This is a genomic window from Azospirillum sp. A29 (genome assembly GCF_042604625.1).
Taxonomy (GTDB): Bacteria; Pseudomonadota; Alphaproteobacteria; order Azospirillales; family Azospirillaceae; genus Azospirillum; species Azospirillum palustre.
In genome coordinates, this window is record NZ_CP170466.1 from 1,746,051 (window position 1) to 1,761,653 (window position 15,603).

The 15,603-nt window shown below is 69.0% G+C and carries 12 protein-coding genes; 4 read left to right on the forward strand and 8 right to left on the reverse strand.

The features are described 5' to 3' along the window. Nucleotides 1-134: 134 nt before the first annotated feature. On the forward strand, nucleotides 135-2,660 hold the full coding sequence (locus tag ABNQ38_RS23215) for an ABC transporter permease (RefSeq protein WP_377808245.1): 2,526 nt from the start codon (nucleotides 135-137) through the stop codon (nucleotides 2,658-2,660). Nucleotides 2,661-2,806: 146 nt separating this feature from the next. Next, the gene (locus ABNQ38_RS23220) at nucleotides 2,807-3,532 is read left to right on the forward strand and encodes a Bax inhibitor-1/YccA family protein (protein ID WP_063635611.1); all 726 of its coding nucleotides are present in this window, start codon (nucleotides 2,807-2,809) and stop codon (nucleotides 3,530-3,532) included. 111 nt (nucleotides 3,533-3,643) lie between these two features. On the opposite strand, the gene ABNQ38_RS23225 is transcribed toward ABNQ38_RS23220, so the two are convergent. The 7 genes from ABNQ38_RS23225 to ABNQ38_RS23255 form a co-directional block, all read right to left on the reverse strand. After that, nucleotides 3,644-4,372, reverse strand: coding sequence for an S-adenosyl-l-methionine hydroxide adenosyltransferase family protein (locus ABNQ38_RS23225; RefSeq protein WP_377810111.1), 729 nt, complete (start codon nucleotides 4,370-4,372; stop codon nucleotides 3,644-3,646). A gap of 85 nt (nucleotides 4,373-4,457) precedes the next feature. Continuing rightward, entirely contained in the window at nucleotides 4,458-5,162 is a 705-nt protein-coding gene (phoB, locus tag ABNQ38_RS23230) for a phosphate regulon transcriptional regulator PhoB (protein WP_109452346.1), read from the reverse strand. Nucleotides 5,163-5,264: 102 nt separating this feature from the next. Beyond that, on the reverse strand, nucleotides 5,265-6,011 hold the full coding sequence (gene pstB, locus ABNQ38_RS23235; protein WP_377810112.1) for a phosphate ABC transporter ATP-binding protein PstB: 747 nt from the start codon (nucleotides 6,009-6,011) through the stop codon (nucleotides 5,265-5,267). Between the two features lie 89 nt (nucleotides 6,012-6,100). Further along, complete coding sequence (pstA, locus tag ABNQ38_RS23240; protein ID WP_377808246.1) at nucleotides 6,101-7,426, reverse strand: phosphate ABC transporter permease PstA; 1,326 nt, start codon at nucleotides 7,424-7,426, stop codon at nucleotides 6,101-6,103. After that, nucleotides 7,419-8,801, reverse strand: coding sequence for a phosphate ABC transporter permease subunit PstC (pstC, locus tag ABNQ38_RS23245; RefSeq protein WP_377808247.1), 1,383 nt, complete (start codon nucleotides 8,799-8,801; stop codon nucleotides 7,419-7,421). Before pstC ends, pstA begins: the two co-directional genes overlap by 8 nt. Before the next feature lie 26 nt (nucleotides 8,802-8,827). Continuing rightward, entirely contained in the window at nucleotides 8,828-9,874 is a 1,047-nt protein-coding gene (locus tag ABNQ38_RS23250) for a PstS family phosphate ABC transporter substrate-binding protein (RefSeq protein ID WP_377808248.1), read from the reverse strand. Nucleotides 9,875-10,002: 128 nt separating this feature from the next. Then, nucleotides 10,003-11,637 carry an ATP-binding protein gene (locus ABNQ38_RS23255; RefSeq protein ID WP_377808249.1) on the reverse strand — a complete coding sequence of 545 codons (1,635 nt, stop codon included), beginning with the start codon at nucleotides 11,635-11,637 and terminating at the stop codon, nucleotides 10,003-10,005. A gap of 161 nt (nucleotides 11,638-11,798) precedes the next feature. On the opposite strand from ABNQ38_RS23255, the gene ABNQ38_RS23260 reads away from it, so the two are divergent. Both ABNQ38_RS23260 and ABNQ38_RS23265 read left to right on the forward strand, forming a co-directional pair. Beyond that, complete coding sequence (locus ABNQ38_RS23260) at nucleotides 11,799-12,404, forward strand: helix-turn-helix domain-containing protein (RefSeq protein ID WP_377808250.1); 606 nt, start codon at nucleotides 11,799-11,801, stop codon at nucleotides 12,402-12,404. An 11-nt stretch (nucleotides 12,405-12,415) separates the two neighbouring features. Next, nucleotides 12,416-12,976 carry a GNAT family N-acetyltransferase gene (locus ABNQ38_RS23265; protein ID WP_377808251.1) on the forward strand — a complete coding sequence of 187 codons (561 nt, stop codon included), beginning with the start codon at nucleotides 12,416-12,418 and terminating at the stop codon, nucleotides 12,974-12,976. A 77-nt stretch (nucleotides 12,977-13,053) separates the two neighbouring features. Here ABNQ38_RS23265 and ABNQ38_RS23270 read toward each other — a convergent pair whose 3' ends face one another. Further along, complete coding sequence (locus ABNQ38_RS23270; RefSeq protein WP_377808252.1) at nucleotides 13,054-15,318, reverse strand: NADP-dependent malic enzyme; 2,265 nt, start codon at nucleotides 15,316-15,318, stop codon at nucleotides 13,054-13,056. Nucleotides 15,319-15,603 lie beyond the last annotated feature (285 nt).

The following is a 15,603-nucleotide window of genomic DNA, read 5'->3' on the forward strand; positions in this document are numbered from 1 at the left end:
TTGCTCGAGGCGCAAAGCCCTCTCCATCAAGATACTCCTCGCCATGCATCCCCCTCACCCTAACCCTCTCCCCGGGGGGGGAGAGGGGACCCGCAGGGGAGAGGGAATAGCTGCGGGTATGGGAGGGCGACGCGATGACCGACCTCAGCCTCGCGCTCCGCCTTGCCCGGCGGGAGCTGCGCACCGGCCTGAAAGGATTCTGGGTCTTTCTCGCCTGCCTCGCCCTGGGCGTCGCCGCCATCGCCGCGGTGCAGTCGGTGTCGAGCGGGTTGCTCGACGGGCTGGCGAGCGACGGGCGCTCCATCCTCGGCGGTGACGTCGCGTTGCGGCAACTCTACAATCCGCCGGCCGACGAGCAGATGGCGGCGCTGAAGGCCGGCGGCCGGGTGTCGACCTCCGCCGAGATGCGGGCGATGGCCCGCGCGGATGACGACGTCCGCTCCTCTCTGGTCGAGCTGAAGGCGGTCGACGATTTCTATCCGCTCTATGGCGCCGTGACGCTGGAGGGCGGCGGCGACCTGCGCGACGCGCTGGCACAGAAAGACGGCCGCTGGGGCGCCGTGGTCGAAGCCAGTCTGGTCGACCGGCTGGGCATCAAGCCCGGCGACACCATCCATGTCGGCGAGGGCGCCTACCGCGTCGCCGCCGTGCTCGACCGCGAGCCGGACCGCGCCTCCTCCAACGCCTTCTCGCTCGGGCCGCGGCTGCTGGTGGCGCTGCCGTCGCTGGCGAACACCGGGTTGCTGCAACCCGGCAGCCTCACCTGGTGGAGCACCAAGGTGGCGCTGCCGCCGGACACCGACCTCAAGGCGTGGCAGGAGGGCTTGCGCGCCCGCTTCCCCGATGCGCCCTGGCGGATGCGCGACTACACCAACGCCTCGCCGCAGATCGAGCGCTTCATCGACCGCATGACGCTGTTCCTGACGCTGGTCGGGCTGACGGCGCTGCTGGTCGGCGGCGTCGGGGTCGGCAACGCCGTGCGCAGCCATCTCGATTCGCGCGCCCGCACCATCGCCATGATGAAGTGCATCGGCGCGCCCGGCGCCCTGGTCTTCCAGCTCTATCTGGCGCAGATCCTGGCGCTGGCGCTGCTGGGCATCGTCATCGGGCTGGCGCTGGGCGCCATGGCGCCACTGGCGCTCGGCCGGCTGCTCGACGGCGTGCTGCCGGTGTCGGCCCACATCGGCGTCTATCCCGGCGCCCTGGCGCTCGCCGCGCTCTACGGCGTGCTGACGGCGCTGACCTTCTCGCTGTGGCCGCTGGGCCGGGCGCGCGAGGTGCCGGCGGGCGCGCTGTTCCGCGACGTGATCGCCCCGGCCGGCGGCCGGCCGCGCACGCCCTATACGGTCGCGATGATCATGTCGGCCCTGGCGCTCGCCGGGCTGGCGGTGCTGACCGCCCACAACAAGATCTTCGCCCTGTGGTTCGTCGGCGGCTCCATCGCCACCTTCCTCGCCTTCCGCGCCGCCGCCGCCCTGGTCACCTGGGGCGCGGCGCGGGTGGGGCGCGTCAGGCGTCCGGGCCTGCGGCTGGCGCTCGCCAACCTGCACCGGCCGGGCAACCCGACGGCGGCGGTGGTGCTGTCGCTGGGTCTCGGCCTGACGGTGCTGGTCGCCATCGCGCTGATCCAGGGCAACTTCGCCCGCCGGGTGTCGGAAACCATCCCGCAGGATGCCCCCGCCTTCTTCTTCGTCGACATCCAGCGCGACCAGTTCGATCCCTTACGCAACCTCGTCACCGCCGTCCCCGGCGCGAACGCCTTCGAGGCGGTGCCGAGCCTGCGCGGCCGGATCGAGCGGGTGAACGGCCAGGACGCCGAACAGGCGCTGGTCAACCCGGAGCAGGCCTGGATCCTGGCCGGCGACCGCGGCATCACCTATTCGGCGACGCTGCCGAAGCACTCCACCGTCACCGCCGGCAGCTGGTGGCCGACCGACTATGCCGGGCCGCCGCTGATCTCCATCCACCAGAGCGTCGCCGAGGCCTTCGGCATCGGTCCCGGCGCCACCATGACCGTCAACATCCTGGGCCGCAGCTTCGAGGCGAAGGTCGCCAATGTGCGCTCGGCCGATTTCAGCAGCATGGCGATCAACTTCACCATGGTCTTCGCCCCCGGCACGCTGGAGGGGGCGCCGCAGACCTGGGTCGCCACCGTCCGCGCCACGCCGGACGCCGAGACCCAGGTGCAGCGCGCCGTCCTGCAACGCTTCCCCAACATCACCATGGTGCGGGTGAAGGACGCGCTCGACACGGTGGCGGAGATGCTGGGCCACATCGGCACCGCGGTGCGCATCGTCGCCGGCATCACGCTGGCCGCCGGCACGCTGGTGCTGGCCGGAGCGGTCGCCGCCGGCCACCGCCGCCGGGTGTACGACGCGGTGGTGCTGAAGGTGCTGGGCGCCACGCGCGGCGACGTGCTGCGCGCCTTCCTGCTGGAATACGGGCTGCTCGGCCTGCTGACCGCGGTCATCGCCGGCATCATCGGCACGCTGACCGCCTGGGCGGTGCTGAAGTTCCTGATGCATTGGGAATGGAGCTTCCTGCCGTCGGCGGTCATCACCACCGCCTTGCTGAGCACGGCGATCACGCTGGCTTTCGGGTTCTATGGTACTTGGCGGGCTCTGGGCCAGCCTTCGGCGCCATTGCTTCGGAACGAGTGACTCCCGTATGATGAACCCGCAGGAAAAACGAATCGTGAAAGCTTTTTCATCTGGAAAAAGCGCCGCCGATTCCTATTGAACCGCATGGCGGACTCGCCAATATGTCCTGCGACGGGATCACCCAATTCCACCAAGGAAACCAAACCATGGCAGACCCGACCTATAACCGCTTCGCGACCGCAGGCCGCGCGACAGATCGGGGATACTTCGACGAAGGCCTGCGCCAGCACATGCTGCGCGTGTACAACTACATGGGTGCCGGCCTGATCCTGACGGGTCTGGTCGCCGCACTCGTGTCGTCCAGCCCGGCCATGATGGCCACCATCTTCGGCACCCCGCTGAAGTGGGTGGTGATGCTGGCGCCGCTGGCCTTCGTCATGGTGCTGTCCTTCGGCATCCAGCGCCTGTCCTTCGCATCGGCACAGATGATCTTCTGGGCCTACTGCGGCGCGATGGGACTGTCGATGTCGGCCATCTTCCTGGTCTTCACCGGGGCGTCGATCGCGCTGACCTTCTTCGTCACCGCGGCGACTTTCCTGGCGATGAGCCTCTACGGCTACACCACCAAGGCCGACCTGTCGAAGATGGGCTCCTTCCTGATGATGGGCGTCATCGGCCTGGTGATCGCCGGCCTGGCGAACATCTTCTTCCAGTCGCCGGCCCTGCACTTCGCGATCTCCGCCATCGGCGTGCTGATCTTCACCGGCCTGACCGCCTACGACACCCAGGCGATCAAGGAAAGCTACGCCGAGGGCTACGATCACGAGAGCACCGGCAAGCTGGCCCTGATGGGCGCCCTGACGCTGTACCTGGACTTCATCAACCTGTTCCAGTTCCTGCTGCAGTTCCTGGGCCAGCGCAACAACGACTGATCCCCAGACATCAGATCAGAGACATCTGACCCGAGACGCCTGATCGGACAAGCATCGGATCACGCGCCAGCCGCCCGGAAGCACCCGCTTCCGGGCGGTTTTCTTTTCCGGTCAGGGCTCGACGGTCACCGGGTCGCCGACCTTGAGACCCAGCACGCGGTCGGCCCGCCCGCGGTTGACGGCGATCTCCGCCAGCCCGTTGGAGTTCTCGTACCACAGCGGCTCTCCCGGCCCGACAGCGCCGAAGGTGCGGGCACGGGCGATGCGGGCGCCACCGGCGGTCAGCACCGCATCGGCGGGCAGGGCGGATGCCCGCATGCCGGTCATGGCGTTGCCGTAGACATCGACATAGACGATGCGGGCCAACTCGTCCGGCCAGTCCGGCCGGTCGATGGCGGCGGGATCGAGCGGGCTGCGCGCGACGGCCTGCCCGGTGGCGAGGCTGGCGGCGACGGGGGCGAACAGGTCGCGGCCGTGGAAACTGGCGGACAGCCGGTCCGGGATCCAGTCGATCTTCCAGACGTTTAGCGACGTTGCGCGGCGGGCGATCAGGGCGAACAGGCCGTTGTCCGGACCGACGAACCAGCGCCCGTCGGCCTCCACCATCACCGGCTGCCGGTCGGTGCCGACGCCGGGATCGACGACAGAGAGAAAGACGCTGCCGGCCGGGAAGGCCGGGGCGTAGGCCGCCAGCAGATAGGCGGACAGCTGCGGGTCGAAGGCGGGGGCGTCGGCGAACAGGTCGATGACCGGCACGCCGGGTGCCTGTTGCGCCAACACCGCCTTCATCTGGCCGGTGTAGGGACCGGATAGCCCGAAATCGGTGAAGAGCAGGATCATTAGGGGCATGGGGGAGGGCATGGAGGCAGTCTCACCAGTGCTGCGGTGGTTCGGCCCCCATCCTACCCCCATCCCAACGCTGGGCTCACACCGACTTGGTATCCAACGCGTAGCCGGCCGACCGCACGGTGCGGATCAGGTCCAGCTCGTCCTCCTCGTTCATCGCCTTGCGCAGGCGGCGGATGTGTACGTCGACCGTACGCGGCTCGACGTACACGTCGTGGCCCCATACCAGATCGAGCAGCTGCTCGCGCGAGAAGACGCGGCCGGCATGCTGCATGAAGTGGCGCAGCAGGCGGAATTCGGTCGGGCCGAGGTGTACGTCCCGACCGTTGCGGCGGACGCGGTGGGCGGCCAGATCCATCGTCACGTCGGCGAAGGTCAGCACCTCGTCGGTCATGCCGGGCGAGGCGCGGCGCAGCACGGCGCGCATGCGGGCGACCAGCTCGGTCGGCGAGAAGGGCTTAGTGATGTAGTCGTCGGCCCCGGAATTCAGGCCGCGCACCCGGTCGCCTTCTTCGCCGCGGGCGGTCAGCATGATGATCGGGATGTCGCGGGTCTTGGCGTTGCGGCGCAGCTGGCGGCAGACCTCCAGCCCGCTCATCAGCGGCAGCATCCAGTCCAGCAGGACGATGTGCGGCGTCTGTTCGCCGGCGGCCAGCAGGGCCTCCTCGCCGTCGCTGGCGGTGGCGACGCGGAAGCCTTCCTTTTCAAGGTTGTACTTCAGCAGCGTCAGGATGTCGGCCTCGTCCTCGACGATCAGGACGAGCGGCTTCAGGGCCGCATTCATGGTGGCTCCGTTCACAGCGCGCGTCTCGACGTTAACCGGCATGGCACAGCCTTTTCAACAAAGGAGGGAAGAGGGGCGGGCGTCAGGCACACAGGGCGGATCTCAGCCATAGCGGCCGGTGATGTAGCCCTGGGTGCGCTCGTCGCGCGGGTTGGTGAAGATTTCCTCGGTGTCGTCGCACTCCACCATCTCGCCCAGATGGAAGAAGGCGGTGCGCTGCGACACGCGGGCGGCCTGCTGCATGTTGTGGGTGACGATGACGATGGTGTAGTTGGCCCGCAGCTCATCGATCAGTTCCTCGATGTGGGCGGTCGCGATGGGGTCGAGCGCCGAGCAGGGCTCGTCCATCAGGATCACCTCGGGGCTGACGGCGATGGCGCGGGCGATGCACAGCCGCTGCTGCTGGCCGCCGGAGAGGCTGGTGCCGGGTTCGCGCAGCCGGTCCTTCACCTCGCCCCACAGGCCGGCGCGCTTCAGCGAGGTCTGCACCACCTCGTCCAGCTCGTCCCGGCCGGAGGCCAGCCCGTGGATGCGCGGGCCGTAGGCGACGTTGTCGTAGATCGACTTGGGGAAGGGGTTCGGCTTCTGGAACACCATGCCGACGCGGGCGCGCAGCTGCACCGCATCGACCGCCTTGCCATAGACGTCCTCGCCGTCGAGCGCGATCCGCCCCTCGACCCGGCAGCCCTCGATGGTCTCGTTCATCCGGTTCAGGCAGCGCAGGAAGGTCGACTTGCCGCAGCCGGACGGGCCGATCAGCGCCAGCACCCGGTTTTCCCGGATGTCGAGGTCGATGCCCTTCAACGCCTGCTTGGCGCCGTAGAACACCTTCACCCCACGGGCGGTCATCTTGTTGGGCAGCGCGGCGCCGGAGCGTTGACCAGCACGGTCGTCGGCACGGGGCCGCAGCTTCAGCGGGTTCTGAATGCTCATGACGCTCACCACCGTCTCTCGAAAATCTTGCGCAGGATTACGGCCGCGCCGTTCAGCAGGATCAGGACGCCGAGCAGGATCAGGATCGCCGCCGAGGTGCGCTCGGTGAAGGCCCGCTCCGGGCTGTCGGCCCACATGTAGATCTGCACCGGCAGCACCGTGGCGCTGTCGGTCAGCCCGTGGGGGATGTCGACGATGAAGGCGACCATGCCGATCATCAGCAGCGGCGCCGTCTCGCCCAGCGCGCGGGCCATGCCGATGATGGTGCCGGTCAGGATGCCGGGCATCGCCAGCGGCAGCACATGGTGCAGCACCGTCTGCAGGGGCGAGGCGCCGATGCCCAGCGCCGCCTGACGGATCGACGGCGGCACCGCCTTCAGCGCGACGCGGGACGCGATGATGATGACCGGCAGCGTCATCAGCGCCATCACCAGCCCGCCGACCAGCGGGGCGGAGCGCGGCATGCCGAAGAATCCCAGGAACACGGCCAAACCGAGCAGGCCGAAGATGATCGACGGCACCGCGGCGAGGTTGTTGATGTTCACCTCGATCAGATCGGTCCAGCGGTTCTTCGGCGCGAATTCCTCCAGATAGACCGCGGCGGCGATGCCGGTCGGCACCGACAGCGCCATGGTCACCAGCAGGGTCAGCAGCGAGCCGGCGACGGCGCCGCCGATGCCGGCCTGTTCCGGCTCGCGGCTGTCGCCCGCCGTGAACAGGGTGGTGTTGAAGCCCTGCGCCAAGGCGCCGGAGGCCAGCAGCGCGTCGGCGGCGGCGACCTTGGCGTCGCCGATCCCGCGCTCGCTCTCCGGCAGGTCGCGGCGGTAGGCGCCCTTCACCAGCTGGTCGATCTGGTCGTCGGCGCGGACCCAGATCGTCTGCGTCGTGCCGGCCAGCGCCGGGTTCTTCGCCACCATCGCCTCCAGCTCGTACGGCGCGCCCGACGACAGCAGGTCGTTCAGCACGCGGCGGCCGGCGCGGTCGGTCACCTGCGGGAACTGGGCGTAGAGCGCCCGGCGCAGCAGGGCGGTGTAGTTGCGGTCGGCGACCTCCGCCGGGTCGAGCGTCACCTCCAGCCGGATGCGCGCCTCGACGAAGGCACTGGCGCCCTTGGCGACGATGGAGCCGAGCAGCAGCACCAGCATCAGCGCCGCCAGCGCGACCGCGGCGGCGCCGGCCAGCCGGAAGCGGCGCTCCGCCGCATGGCGGGCGCGCAGGCGGCGGGCGAAGGCCTCGCTGCGCAGGCGCGACTTCGGCGCGGTGGAGGAGGCAGGGGCAGGGGCGGAGGAGGGCGTCACGGCCGCCGCGTCCCGCTCGACGAGGTCAGTCATTTTTTTCCCGATAGGTCCGGACCACCCGCAGGGCGACCATGTTGAGGCAGAGCGTGACGAGGAACAGCACGAGGCCGAGGCCGAAGGCCGACAGCGTCTTTGGGCTGTCGAACTCCTGGTCGCCGACCAGCAGCGTGGCGATCTGGGTGGTGACGGTGGTCACCGCCTGCAATGGATTGGCGGTCAGGTTGGCGGTCAGGCCGGACGCCATGGTGACGATCATCGTCTCGCCAATGGCGCGGCTGACCGCCAGCATCACCGCGGCGACGATGCCCGGCAGCGCCGCCGGCAGAACCACCTGCCTGATGGTTTCCGACTTGGTGGCGCCGAGGCCGTAGGAGCCGTCGCGCAAGCTCTGCGGCACCGCGTTGATGACGTCGTCCGACAGCGAGCTGACGAAGGGGATGATCATCACCCCCATGACGATGCCGGCGGCCAGCGCCGATTCCGAACTGACGTCCAGCCCCAGCGCCTCGCCGACCGACCGCACGAAGGGCGCCATGGTCAGCGCGGCGAAGAAACCGTAAACCACGGTCGGGATGCCGGCCAGGATCTCCAGCGCCGGCTTCAGCCAAGTGCGGACGCCGCGCCCGGCATATTCCGACATGTAGATCGCCGCCATCAACCCGACCGGCACCGCCACTGCCATGGCGATGACGGTGATCAGCAACGTGCCGGCGAACAGCGGGATCGCGCCGAAGGAGCCGCTGGAGCCGACCTGATCGGCCCGCATCGCCATCTGCGGGCTCCAATGGGTGCCGAAGAGGAAATCGAGCGGCGAGACGACGCTGAAGAAGCGCAGCGCCTCGAACAGCAGCGACAGGACGATGCCGACCGTGGTCAGGATGGCGACCAGCGAGCAGACGACCAGCGCCACCCGCACCACCCGTTCCACCGCCGGGCGGGCGCGCAGGTCCGGGCCGATGCGGTGGCGGCCCCAGGCCAGCCCGGCGATGGCGAGGCTGGCGCCGACGGCCAGCAGGCTCCAGCCGGCGAGGTCGCGCAGGGCGGCGTAGCGGCGCGCCGCCTCGACCACCAGCGGATCGGCTTCGCGCCCGGTCGAGATGCCGCGGGCGAGGTTGAGGATGTCGGCCTTCAGCAGGGCGACCGACTGGCCATCGCCGGTGGTCAGCCGCTCCGGCAGCGCCGACAGCACCAGCTGCATGGCGAGCCAGCCTTCCGACGCCGTCCAGGCGATGAACAGCAGCAGCGCCGGCAGCCCGGCCCACAGCGCGACATAGACGCCGTGATAGGAGGGGACCGAATGCAGCTCCGCCACCCGGCCGCCGACGGACGCCGCCGCCCGCGACCGGCCGATCGTGAAGCCGATCACGGTGAGCAGGGCCAGGATCAGGGCGAGGAGGGTCAGCTGCATGCGGGTCGCTCAAGAGGAGGAGTTGGTCAGAACTGCAACGGCGTCAGGTTGACCGCCTCGACGCGGGCGGCGTCGCGCAGCGCCTTCGGCTCCGGGATCAGGCCCTTGTCGACCAGATAGCCGTCGTCGCCCATCGCCCGTTCCGACGTGTATTCGCCGATGAACTCGCGGATGCCCGGAATGACGCCGGCATGGGCGTTCTTGACATAGATGTAGAGCGGGCGGGCCAGCTCATACTTGCCGGCGGCCACCGTCTCCGCGGTCAGCTCCACCCCGTCCATCTTCGCCGACTGCAAGGTGTCGCGGTTCTGGTCGAGGTAGCTGTAGCCGAAGACGCCGAAGGCATTGGGGTTGGCGAGCAGCTTCTGGACGATCAGGTTGTCGTTCTCGCCGGCCTCGACATAGGCGCCATCCTCGCGGATGGTCATGCAGGCGCGCTCGCGCGCCTTTTCGTCGGGAACGGCCTTGGCGACCTCGGCCAGCTTCCTGCAGCCCTCCAGCATCGCCAGTTCGTTGAAGGTGTCGCGCGTCCCGGAGGTGGGCGGCGGCCCCAGCACCTCGATGGCCGCCTTGGGCAGCGACGGGTCGATATCGGACCACAGCTTGTAAGGATTGGCGACCAGGGCGCCGTTCACCGGCACCTCCTTGGCCAGCGCCTTCCACAGGAGGACGGTGGACAGCGACACCGGCGCCGCCTTCCGGGAGGAGGCCAGCGCGATGCCGTCGTAGCCGATCTTCAGCTCGGTCAACGCGGTGACGCCGTTGGCGGCGCACTGGTCGACTTCCGACTTCTTGATCCGGCGCGAGGCGTTGGCGATATCGGGATGGGCCGGACCGACGCCGGCGCAGAACAGCTTCAGCCCGCCGCCGGTGCCGGTCGATTCGACCACCGGGGTCTTGAACCTGCCGGTCTTGCCGAAGGCCTCTGCCACCGCAGTGGTGAAGGGGAAGACGGTGGAGGAGCCGACCGCGCGGATCTGGTCACGCGACTGCGCCCGGGCCGGGGCGGCAAGGCTCAGGGCCAGGGTCAGGCCCAGGGCGGTCACGGTGACAACATGGGTCCGGGTGGTCACGGGTGCCCCTCCTTGAGGAAACGGAGACTGGTCCAGCGGAATGGCGCGGACCATAGACCCGGAGGGCGACCAATTGATTACGTTTTTATGACGCTTTCATGACAGCGTCACAGAGCACCCAGCCCCTCTCACACCCCGCCATATCCCCTCTCCCCCCCGGGGAGAGGGTTAGGGTGAGGGGGAAGCGCGGCGGCCCTTCCACGAAAATCCTGACGCGTCTCCCCGTCACCCCGGCCCTCTCCCCGGGGGAGAGAGGGGGAAATCGCTTCCCCGACCGCCGGCAGGTAAACGGTGAAGGCGCTGCCCACCCCGACCTCGCTTTCGATGGTCAGCCGGCCACGGTGGCGGTTCAGGATGTGCTTGACGATGGCCAGCCCCAGCCCGGTGCCGCCCATGGCGCGCGACCGCGCGGCATCGACGCGGTAGAAGCGCTCGGTCAGGCGGGGCAGGTGGGTGCGGGCGATGCCGTCGCCGCGGTCGCGCACCGACACCGACACCATGGCGGTGCCGCCGCGCCCGCCACGCTTGTCCTTCGCGGCAGCGCCGGGCGCCGGCAGGCCGGTGAAACCCACCGCCGCACCGTCGGCCAGCGCCACGCTGACGGTCACGTCGGTGTCCTCGCGCGTGTATTTGATCGCATTGCTGACGAGGTTCTGGAAGACCTGGGTCAGCTGGTCCTCGTCGCCGACGACCGGCGGCAAATCCTCCGGCGCCTCCATGCGCAGGCGGATGCGGCGCTCCGCCGCCTTCAGCTGAAGCGCGGCGATGACGTTCTCCAGCTCCTCCACCACATCGACCCGGCCGTTGGGCTGCATATGCTCGTCCAGCTCGATGCGCGACAGCGACAGCAGGTCGTTGACCAGACGGGTCATCCGGCTGGCCTGATCGTGCATGATCGCCAGGAAACGGTCCTGCGCCTCCGGATCGTCGCGGGCCGGGCCGCGCAGCGTCTCGATGAAGCCCAGCAGAGACGACAGCGGCGTGCGCAGCTCGTGGCTGGCGTTGGCGATGAAGTCGGCGCGCATCTGTTCCGACCGGCGGGCGGCGGTGACGTCGTGCAGGGTCAGGATCGCCATGCGGGCGACGGTGGGCGGACGCGGCGCCGGCTCCTCCTCGATCTCGCCATCCAGCAGTGAGGGGTCGGGTTCCTGCACCAGCCGCTGGAAGGGCTTCACCTGCGCTTCGAAGCTGCGCTCCACCGGGACCGGCAGGGTGAACTCGATGATGCGGGACGCGCCGCCGCGCAACACCGAATCCACTGCCTCCAGCACCGCCGGCGTCCGCAGGGACGAGGCGAGGTCGCGGTCGACGATCTTGTCGCCGAACAGCTCCCGCGCGGTCTGGTTGGCGCGCACCACCTGCCGGTCGGCATCCATCAACAGGAGAGGAGCGGGCAGGGCGTCGATCACCGCCTCGTCGGCGTCCAGCTGCATCCGCACGCTCTCGGCGCGGCGCAGCCCGACCCGGTGCAGGCGGCCGATGGTGGCGGCCAGCGCCTTCAGGGCGGGCGGTGTCCCGGCCGGGGCCAGCGGCTCGTCGGTTTCGGCCAGCCGGGCGGCATAGTCGGTCACCGCGTTGGCATCGCGCCGGTAGGTCCGCAGGATCTGGACCGCCCCCGCCAATGCCGCGACACCCGCCGCCAGCGCCAGCCCGCCATGCAAGGCCCCGCTATAGACCGCCCAGGTCAGCACGCCGGCAAGGGGGGCCAGCATCAGCAGGATGGCGGTCAGAAGCGGGGTGGGCGGCGACGCCTTCTGGCGCATGGGGTAACACCGGATTTGAGAGTGGAGACAGACCGGGAATGCGCGGGTCCAGCCCTTCTACACCATCGCCGCGACGCTCGCGCGGCGGTCATAAAAGATTCATGACGGCGACTGTGCGGCTGGCCGTTGACTCCAATATTCTGGATTGTTATTCTATCTTCATGGAAAAGACGGAAAACGACATCGACAGCCGGCTTGCCGTCCGGTTGCGTGCCCTGCGGGCGGACCGCGGCCTGACGCTGGACGGCCTGGCCGAACGGTCGGGCGTCAGCCGCTCGATGATCTCGCTGGTGGAGCGGGGGCAGAGCAGCCCGACGGCGTCGGTGCTGGAGCGGCTCGCCGCCGGGCTCGGCGTGACACTGGCGACGCTGTTCGCCGAGGCGGAGCGCGCGGACGCCGACCCGGTGGTTCGCCGCGCCGACCAGATCGCCTGGACCGACCCGGCCACCGGCTACCGCCGCCGCAACCTGTCGCCGCCGGGCTATCCATCCCCCATCGAGCTGGTGGAGGTGGAACTGCCGCCGGGCGCCCGCGTCTCCTACGACAGCGGCGCCCGCGCCGCCATCGTCGAGCAGCAGATCCATCTGCTGGACGGCACCATCGAGTTGAGTGTGGGCGAGGTGACGCACCGGCTAAGCACCGGCGATTGCCTCGCCATGCGGCTCGACCGGCCGACCGGCTTCCACAACCCGACCAACCGCACCGCCCGCTACATCGTGGCGCTGACCACCGAGGGGCGTGGCGGTTCAAACGCCGTTAAACGTTGAAGGAGCGAGCCATGGATGCCGCCTGCCTGGACCCGACCCAGCGGAGTGGAAACGGTGCGGTGACGGTCCGCGTGCTGACGGCGGACGAGGCCGGCGCCGCCGTGCCGGGCCTGACCGACGTGCTGCTGGATTGCGTGGAGGGCGGGGCGTCGGTCAGCTTCATGGCCCCCCTCGACCGCGCCACCGCCGAAGGCTTCTGGCGGAGCGTGGTGGCCGGGGTGGAGCGGGGGGAGCGCATCCTGCTGGTGGCGGAAGACGGCGACGGCGTGCTTGGCACCGTCCAGCTGGTGGTCGCCCAGCCGCCGAACCAGCCGCACCGCGCCGACCTGTCCAAGATGCTGGTCCACCGCCGCGGCCGCTGTCGCGGCGTCGGCGCCGCCCTGATGCAGGCCGCCGAGGATGCCGGACGCGCCGCCGGCAAGACCCTGCTGGTGCTGGACACCGCGTCGCCCGAGGCCGAGCGGCTCTACACGCGCGCCGGCTGGGTGAAGGTCGGCGTCATCCCGAACTGCGCCCTGTGGCCGCAGGGTGGACTCTGCGACACGACTTTTTTCTACAAGGCACTGGGGTGAGGGTGCTCCCTTAAACGCCTTTTCCCGCCCCGGGAGAGGGTATTCTCCTCCACCGGGGCGAAAGAAGAGCCGTCACCTCACCACGGCAGCGAGTCATGCGCCGCCAATGCTGCGGCGGTGACGATGTCGTTGACCGAGGCGCCCATGGTGACGATCTGCGCCGGCTTGTCCAAGCCGATCAGCAGCGGGCCGATCATCTGGCCGCCGGCCATCTTGTTCAGCAGCTTGGCCGAGATGTTGGCCGAATGCAGGCCGGGCATGATCAGCACGTTGGCAGGACCGGACAACCGGCAGAACGGGTAGACCCGCTTCATCAGCTGGTAATCCAGCGCCACGTCGGCTGACATCTCGCCGTCATACTCGAAATCGACCCGGCGGCTGTCGAGGATCGACAGGGCTTCCCGCAGCGGATCGGTGTTCGGGTGCGGCGTCTGGCCGAAGTTGGAGAAGGACAGCATCGCGATCCGCGGCTCGTGCCCCATCTGCCGCGCCTTGGCCGCCGCCCCAACGGCGATGTCGGCCAGCGTCTTGCCGTCGGGACGGACATGGACGGTGGTGTCGGCGATGAAGACGGTGCGGTTGCGGGTGATCGACAGGTGCAGGCCGAACACCGGCTCGCTCGCCTTGGGATCGATGACGCGGCGGATTTCCTCATAGGCGACGCCGAAGCTGCGGGTCAGGCCGGTCACCATGGCATGGGCGTCGCCCTGCGCCACCATGCAGGCGGCGAAGACGTTGCGGTCCTGGTTGACCATCCGCTGGCAGTCGCGCAGCAGCGCGCCCTTGCGCTGCAGGCGGCGGTAGAGGTGGTCGGCATAGCGGCGGTTGGCGTCCGACAGGCGGGCGTTGTGGATTTCGAACTGGACGTTGGGCTGGCCCATCGCCGTCAGCTGTTCCCGGATGACCTCTTCCCGGCCGATCAGCACCGGCGTGCCGTAACCGTGGGCGCGGAAGGCCATGGCGGCGCGGATTGTCCGCTCCTCCTCGCCCTCGGCGAAGACGACGCGGCGCGGGTTGGTCCGCACCTTCTCCAGGATCAGTTCCAGGCTGTCGGCTGTCGGATCCAGGCGGGTGCGCAGGGAATGCTTGTAGCTGGTCAGGTCGAGGATCGGCTTGCGCGCCACGCCGCTTTCCATCGCCGCCTGGGCGACGGCGGCCGGGACGGTGACGATCAGGCGCGGATCGAACGGCACCGGGATGATGTAGTCCGGGCCGTAGCGCAGCCGGCGCCCGGAATAGGCGGCATCGACCTCGTCCGGCACATCCTCGCGCGCCAGCGCCGCCAGCGCCTTGGCGGCGGCGATTTTCATCGCCTCGTTGATGGTGGTGGCGCGGACGTCGAGCGCGCCGCGGAACAAATAGGGGAAGCCCAGGACGTTGTTGACCTGGTTGGGATAGTCGGAGCGGCCGGTCGCCACGATGGCGTCGCCGCGCACCGCCTTGACCTCTTCCGGCGTGATCTCCGGATCGGGGTTGGCCAGCGCGAAGATGATCGGCTTGGCTGCCATCGACTTGACCATCTCGGGCGTCATCGCCCCTTTGGCCGACAGGCCGACGAACACGTCGGAGCCGGCCACCGCCTCTTCCAGCGTGCGCTTGTCGGTGTCGACGGCGAAGGACGACTTCCACTGGTTCATGCCGTTGGTACGGCCGCGATAGACCACGCCCTTGGTGTCGCACAGGATGATGTTTTCACGTGAAACACCCATCGTGCAGAACAGCTCGGCGCAGGCGATGCCCGCCGCACCGGCGCCGTTCACCACCATCTTCACGTCCTCGACCTTGCGGCCGGTGATGTCGCAGGCGTTGATCAGGCCGGCGGCGGCGATGATCGCGGTGCCGTGCTGGTCGTCGTGGAAGACCGGGATGTCCAGCAGTTCGCGCAGCCGCTCCTCGATGATGAAGCAGTCGGGTGCCTTGATGTCTTCCAGGTTGATGCCGCCGAAGCTGGGGCCGAGGAAGCGCACGCAGTTGACGAACTCGTCGACGTCGCGGGTGTCGACCTCCAGGTCGATGCCGTCGACGTCGGCGAAGCGCTTGAACAGCACCGCCTTGCCTTCCATCACCGGCTTGCCGGCGAGCGCACCGAGGTCTCCCAGCCCCAGCACCGCGGTGCCGTTGGAGATGATGGCGACGATGTTGCCCTTGGCCGTGTAGTCGTAGGCGAGCGACGGGTCTTCGGCGATGCGCAGGCAGGGCGCGGCGACGCCGGGCGAATAGGCCAGCGCCAGATCGCGCTGGGTGGTCAGCGGCTTGGTCGGGGTGATTTCCAGCTTGCCGGGCCGGCCGCTGGAATGCAGCAGCAGGGCCTCTTCATCGGTGACGCGCTTGGTGTCGGACATGGATGTCGTGTTCCTCAACGGAGTGTACAGCCCGTCGGTCGTCGTTGATGCTTTTTGTGCGGTGCGCTGCCGACGGTGGGGTCGCGATGGTACACGCGGCACGCGCAACTCGCCAAGCCTCCAAAGCCCGCTTTTTGTACGAATCATGCATTTCTTTGACGATCAGAGACACATTCAGTTGGGATTGCGTCCTATCTGCTGCGCTCGCCTTGCATGACCATGGCGTTTGGGCAGGCCGGGCGGTGGCTGTTACCATGCAGTGCACCCCCGCAATCCGCGCTTTTC

Bases quoted from the DNA above. Each gene is read 5' to 3' on its own strand.
- ABNQ38_RS23215 (WP_377808245.1), top strand. From the start codon at position 135: ATGACCGACCTCAGCCTCGCGCTCCGCCTTGCCCGGCGGGAGCTGCGC.
- ABNQ38_RS23220 (WP_063635611.1), top strand. From the start codon at position 2,807: ATGGCAGACCCGACCTATAACCGCTTCGCGACCGCAGGCCGCGCGACA.
- ABNQ38_RS23225 (WP_377810111.1), bottom strand. From the start codon at position 4,372: ATGATCCTGCTCTTCACCGATTTCGGGCTATCCGGTCCCTACACCGGC.
- phoB (WP_109452346.1), bottom strand. From the start codon at position 5,162: ATGAATGCGGCCCTGAAGCCGCTCGTCCTGATCGTCGAGGACGAGGCC.
- pstB (WP_377810112.1), bottom strand. From the start codon at position 6,011: ATGACCGCCCGTGGGGTGAAGGTGTTCTACGGCGCCAAGCAGGCGTTG.
- pstA (WP_377808246.1), bottom strand. From the start codon at position 7,426: ATGACTGACCTCGTCGAGCGGGACGCGGCGGCCGTGACGCCCTCCTCC.
- pstC (WP_377808247.1), bottom strand. From the start codon at position 8,801: ATGCAGCTGACCCTCCTCGCCCTGATCCTGGCCCTGCTCACCGTGATC.
- ABNQ38_RS23255 (WP_377808249.1), bottom strand. From the start codon at position 11,637: ATGCGCCAGAAGGCGTCGCCGCCCACCCCGCTTCTGACCGCCATCCTG.
- ABNQ38_RS23260 (WP_377808250.1), top strand. From the start codon at position 11,799: ATGGAAAAGACGGAAAACGACATCGACAGCCGGCTTGCCGTCCGGTTG.
- ABNQ38_RS23265 (WP_377808251.1), top strand. From the start codon at position 12,416: ATGGATGCCGCCTGCCTGGACCCGACCCAGCGGAGTGGAAACGGTGCG.
- ABNQ38_RS23270 (WP_377808252.1), bottom strand. From the start codon at position 15,318: ATGTCCGACACCAAGCGCGTCACCGATGAAGAGGCCCTGCTGCTGCAT.